The organism is Paraburkholderia sp., from assembly GCF_036488505.1.
GTDB lineage: Bacteria > Pseudomonadota > Gammaproteobacteria > Burkholderiales > Burkholderiaceae > Paraburkholderia.
On the sequence record NZ_DASXHN010000168.1, the window covers coordinates 1 to 4,822 of the forward strand.

Below are 4,822 nucleotides of genomic sequence, written 5' to 3' on the forward strand. Positions count from 1 at the left end.
GCATCGTCGGACGGGCTGCGACGAGAGGGGGCGGGGTCCAGACGGCGTCACGATTCGCAAGAGAAATCGGACTGGTCCTGCGTTCATTGAACGGAGGCAGCGACTCGATAGCCACGCTCCAGTTCATCAGCGCGTATCGCTGCCGCCGGCAAGCCGACGAGTGAGCGCCCCAAAATCTCCCCGAACTCGCGAGACGGCGCTAGCGGTCCCACGGTCCGCAACGCTGCGTCTGACACGGAAGAGTCGCAGCCCTGGCGACAGAACGGGAACGCTCGTTGCGGCGCGGCAAGCTTTGCCACGCTATTCCGCCCGCAACGCGGAGAAGGTTGAGAAGCCGCATGACGCCATTGACGACCGCACCACAAAAGCCGCCTCACCGCATTACGCTCGCGTTCCAAGGCGGGGGCGCGATCGGCGCATTCCAGGCCGGCGTGCTGGAAGCGTTGCACAACGCCGGTGTCGAAGTCGCCGCGTGCAGCGGCTCTTCGATCGGCGCGATTAACGCCGCGCTTTATTTTGGCAATGATCCATCGTGCAGAGTGGACCGGCTAAAAGCGTTCTGGCGTAGTGTGTCGGTGCCCGGTTCGGCGCTGCGCCAACACGCGCTGCAACTTTGGCCGCCACACCGCGCACTCGAAGATCAAACGGTGAGGCGCGTGCTCGCGGAAACCGATCAAAGTTACGCGTTTCAGGTCGGATTGCCGGGATTCTTCGTCCGGCGCCTGCACATTCCGTGGTTCACGGGCACAGGCAATCCGGGCGATGCCAGCGTGTTCGATACGCGACCGCTGTCCCGCACACTGTCGAGTCTGTGTGATTTCGAGTTGCTCAATCGCAGCCCGGTCGAGGTCAGCGTCGTGGCCGCGAATCTAGCGACGGGCGCCGCCCGCTATTTCGTGAATCACGACGACGGACTCGACAGCGCGATGATCATGGCGTCGGGCGCGTTGCCGCCCTGGTTTCCAGCCGTCGAAATCGACGGATCCTGGTATTGGGATGGCTCGCTCGTGACAGGGGCGCCTTTGCGTCATCTCGTGTCCAGAGCACCCGCGGCTGCCCACACCGTCATCTTGCGCGCCGACTTATGGAGTTGCGACGGCCCGCTTGCCGACAATCTCGTCGACGTCGACATCCGCCTCAAAAACATCCAGCACGCGAGCAGAGCGGCGTTCTTCAACGAGGCGTTCGAGGAATCGCAACATCTGAAGTCTTTACTCGCGTACGCGCTGGCTCGCATCGACGGCGAACAGCGCCAGAACGATCCCCAGTTGATGAACGCAGCGGCGCTCGCCCAGCCGAAGAACGTTCGCATCGTGCCGGTCGACTACCCGCGCTCGCAATGTGAGGCGCACTTCAAGGACTCGCAGTTTGGCGAGACCGCCATCGACGAGCATTGGAAAAATGGCCGATTGGCGGCCGAGACGGCGCTGTCGAAAATGGGAAGTGAATAGTCGGAAGATAAAGTGCGGATCGGCCGTCCCCGTCTATCGCAACGTGGAGTTGGCGCGACGCTTGCAGAAATTACGAGGCGCGCTGAAGTTGCTACAAGCGTCGTTGCAAGCACGTTGCAACGACGCTTCGACACAGGGCCGGATTCGATCGCGAATCCAGCCTCCCAGGCACGGCCCATGCGGAAAGCGTCGAACCTCGCACTGTTGCAGATACCGTCGTGGAAAACCGCCCTTTCAGTCTGACGGACTGGCACCGCTTCCTGTTCGGGAACACATCGTCGCTGTTCTTGCTGGAAGTACTTCTCCGCACCTGCGTCACGTACGTATTACTGGTCATTGCCATGCGCCTGCTCGGGCGCCGCGTGGCAGCGCAATTCACATTGTTCGAGATTTCGATCGTCGTTACCCTCGCAGCGGCGATCGGTGTTCCTTTGCAGGCTTCCAACCGGGGGATGCTGCCGCCGTTGGTGATCGCGGTCGTCGCCATCGTACTGCAGCGTCTCATTGCGCGGCTTGGCACCACGCACCGGCGTCTGGAAACGCTGATTTCAACGGATGTCACGCTGCTCGCACGAGAAGGGCGGCTGGAAATGCGGGAACTGGGGCGAGCCGCGATGCCTCGGGAAAAAATATTCGAGGCGATGCGCATCCATGGGTGGCAGCAACTGGGCCAGATTAGCCGGCTCTACATGGAGCCGTCCGGGTCGTTTTCGTTCATCCCGGCCAGGCCGTCCAAGCCGGGCCTGTCGGTACTGCCCGCGATAGACAAGGATCTTCTGGAGGAAGGCCGACTGCATGGCTGGTCCGCGTGTCGCGAGTGCGGCAACACCATCGAGAGCGACGACACAGACGGCGTGCAATGCGAGAACTGCGGTTCGACTGAATGGACGTTCGCAGTGAGGGAAGTGGAGGTCTGATGCAGTTCATCGAACGGATTCTGATTGGTGACGGACCTTGGGCGTTCCTGTTGGAAGTCGTTGTCCGTGCCGCGATTGTGTATGTCCTCCTGCTGGTGGCCATGCGCTTGATGGGCAAGCGTGTGGCCGCTCAGTTGAGCATCACGGAGCTAGCGGTGATTCTGATGCTCGGCGCCGCGATCGGCGTTCCCATTCAGGTGTCGTCGCAAGGCGTTTTACCGGCGGTTATCGTGCTGTTCACGGTCGCGCTTCTTCAGCGCATGAGTTCCGGGCCGGTCTGCGGTGGCGCAAATTTCAGGTCGCACAGGAAGGCGACGTCACGATGCTGGTGAAGGACGGCACCATTCTTCTCGACCAACTCAAGGCCGACGAGGTTTCCCGGGAGATGCTCGCGTCGGAACTTCGGGCCGCAAACGTGGCTCACCTGGGACAGTTGCGGCGGGTCTACCTGGAGCCATCCGGGTCTATCAGCCTGGTTTGGAGGAAGGAGGAACGCCCCGGTTTGACGGTTCGGCCAGACATGGAACGCTCGCTTCTCGATGCGATCGGCGCAGACGGCTATTTTGCGTGCTGGAATTGCGGGGTTACCCTCGCCGCGCGCGACCGGCCGGCCCAACCATGCTCGTCATGCCAGTCCACACGATGGGAATCGGCAGTGCGATTGCCGCGGGAGCCGAAGACGAACAGCGAAGATAGCAAAACCGCCAATGCGTGAAGTTTCGCGCCAAGCTGTGGTACCCGACGGAGTGCACAACTTCGTCGGCTAACTCAATGCGCGGGCACGCAAGCGCGCTAACGATTGCCGATCGTCACTGGCTGGGAATCAGGCCAGCGCATGATCATGGCGATCGGCCTGCATCCCCGGCGGGTGTGGCCGGGAGCAGTGGTGCCCAACGCACCGAGCGGATGCCTCGTCACTCTGCCGGCTTTCCGCCGATCGTGTTGCCCTGTTGCCACGCGCGTTTGCCCTCGTCGGACAACTCTCCGCAGCTGTGCGACGGGTCTGGCTGCGTACCTTCCACAGCCATTTTGCCGCCCGGTTGCTCTTGCGCCGGCACCGGCGCACCGGTGCGTGCCGCGGCGCGGTCGTCCTGGGTTCGGCCCGCATAGGTTTCAGTCGCCATTTTCAACCTCCGAGAACATGAGAAGTGTCGTACGCTGCTGAACATTCAGTGCGAACTTCATTCATCGCCGCAACGCGCGTGCCAACGGCGCCGCTCAGTGACTGATCAAAGCATCGAGCTTCAGCGAACGCGCGACAGCAACTCTTCGGACGTCATCACCGCCCCATACTTCTGCGCGATATCGAACAGATTGGCCTCGTGCGGCGCAAGCGCACGGTCACCCACGCAATCCGACAGCACGACGGGGCGCAAGCCGAACTGCATCGCATCGACGACACTGGCGCGCACGCAGCCGCTCGTCACGCATCCCGCGACGACCAGTGTGCTCACGCCGCGCATCGCGAGCCAGGCGGCGAGCGAGGTGCCGAAGAACGCCGATGGCACGTTCTTGCGCACGACGAGTTCGCCGTTCGCAGGCGCGAGTTGCGGCACGATCGCGCTCGCCGGCGAATGCTCCTTCAACGTCAGCATGCCGGGCACTTTTAACGAAAATACATTGGCATCGGCGTCATCGTCCGCATAGACGATCCGGCTGTGCGCCACCGGCCACTTCATGCTGCGCGCAGCCTCGAGCAGCGGCACCGTATTGGCGATCGCCTCGGGAATATTGCCGCCGCCGAACACGGCGGGATCGGCAAAGCCGTTCACGAAGTCGATGATCAACAGCCCAATCTGGCCTTTGATGTCCAGCGTCTGGCCAAAGCCCTGGCGCGCGTAAACGGCGTCGTTCATTGCGTGTCCTCTACGGTTTTACCATCGCGCACCACGTCGACGCCATCGAGCGAGACGGTACAGCGTCGCAACGGAATGTCGATATGGCAGGCGGTCGTGCGCGCGCCGCCGCCTTCGTTGTTCGGTCCGAGCGAGAACAGGAAATTGCCGTCGAAGGCACGCGCGTCCATGCCGAGTGTGGCCTCGCGATCGTAGAGGCCAAGCGTCGACCAGTGCGCGCGTTTTTGGAGGCCCCAGCCGATATGCGAGATTGCGTAGGCGTCTGGATCGTCGAACGTTTCCATGTATTCGCGCAACAGGTCCGCATCGACGCCGCCTTCGATCCTGGTCGCATAACCGGCTTCGACCGTTAGCACGATCGGCTCGGTGCAATAGCTTTTCTGCGGCAGAAGAATGTCGCCTTTGTCGATGACGATGCGCCCGTTCGCTGTTCCTTCATTCGGAAACGTCAGCGCGAAGCCGCTTGGCCAGTGGTCCCAGCGGCCCGGTTTATCGACGAAGCCGTATTCGGCGATGGCTGGAAATTCGCCCAACGGGCAGCTCAGGTCCGTTCCTGCCTTCGACGTGACGCGCATCTCGCGCGCTCGCTCGATGTGCG

The 4,822-nt window shown here is 62.2% G+C and carries 6 protein-coding genes and 1 pseudogene; 4 read left to right on the forward strand and 3 right to left on the reverse strand.

What is annotated here, in order from left to right; translation table 11 throughout:
- Positions 1-338: 338 nt before the first annotated feature.
- From VGH68_RS09895 to VGH68_RS09910, 4 genes are all read left to right on the forward strand, one after another.
- Entirely contained in the window at positions 339-1,451 is a 1,113-nt protein-coding gene (locus tag VGH68_RS09895) for a patatin-like phospholipase family protein (protein WP_331603413.1), read from the forward strand.
- 218 nt (positions 1,452-1,669) lie between these two features.
- A complete protein-coding gene (locus VGH68_RS09900; protein ID WP_331603414.1) occupies positions 1,670-2,368 on the forward strand; it encodes a YetF domain-containing protein in 699 nt (232 codons plus the stop codon).
- Positions 2,368-2,700 carry a hypothetical protein gene (locus VGH68_RS09905; RefSeq protein ID WP_331603415.1) on the forward strand — a complete coding sequence of 111 codons (333 nt, stop codon included), beginning with the start codon at positions 2,368-2,370 and terminating at the stop codon, positions 2,698-2,700. The genes VGH68_RS09900 and VGH68_RS09905 overlap by 1 nt, the downstream gene beginning before the upstream one ends.
- Positions 2,691-3,083, forward strand: a complete 393-nt coding sequence (locus VGH68_RS09910) for a YetF domain-containing protein (RefSeq protein ID WP_331603416.1) — start codon at positions 2,691-2,693, stop codon at positions 3,081-3,083. Before VGH68_RS09905 ends, VGH68_RS09910 begins: the two co-directional genes overlap by 10 nt.
- A 199-nt stretch (positions 3,084-3,282) precedes the next feature.
- Here VGH68_RS09910 and VGH68_RS09915 read toward each other — a convergent pair whose 3' ends face one another.
- The 3 genes and pseudogenes from VGH68_RS09915 to VGH68_RS09925 form a co-directional block, all read right to left on the reverse strand.
- On the reverse strand, positions 3,283-3,492 hold the full coding sequence (locus tag VGH68_RS09915) for a hypothetical protein (RefSeq protein WP_331603417.1): 210 nt from the start codon (positions 3,490-3,492) through the stop codon (positions 3,283-3,285).
- A 120-nt stretch (positions 3,493-3,612) separates the two neighbouring features.
- A complete protein-coding gene (locus VGH68_RS09920; RefSeq protein WP_331603419.1) occupies positions 3,613-4,224 on the reverse strand; it encodes an N-carbamoylsarcosine amidohydrolase in 612 nt (203 codons plus the stop codon).
- Positions 4,221-4,822, reverse strand: a pseudogene (locus VGH68_RS09925) (2,5-dihydroxypyridine 5,6-dioxygenase); the annotation flags it as partial. The gene VGH68_RS09920 and the pseudogene VGH68_RS09925, both read right to left, overlap by 4 nt.

Coding starts and splice junctions, on each gene's coding strand:
- VGH68_RS09895 (WP_331603413.1), top strand. CDS start 339: ATGACGCCATTGACGACCGCACCACAAAAGCCGCCTCACCGCATTACG.
- VGH68_RS09905 (WP_331603415.1), top strand. CDS start 2,368: ATGCAGTTCATCGAACGGATTCTGATTGGTGACGGACCTTGGGCGTTC.
- VGH68_RS09910 (WP_331603416.1), top strand. CDS start 2,691: ATGCTGGTGAAGGACGGCACCATTCTTCTCGACCAACTCAAGGCCGAC.
- VGH68_RS09915 (WP_331603417.1), bottom strand. CDS start 3,492: ATGGCGACTGAAACCTATGCGGGCCGAACCCAGGACGACCGCGCCGCG.
- VGH68_RS09920 (WP_331603419.1), bottom strand. CDS start 4,224: ATGAACGACGCCGTTTACGCGCGCCAGGGCTTTGGCCAGACGCTGGAC.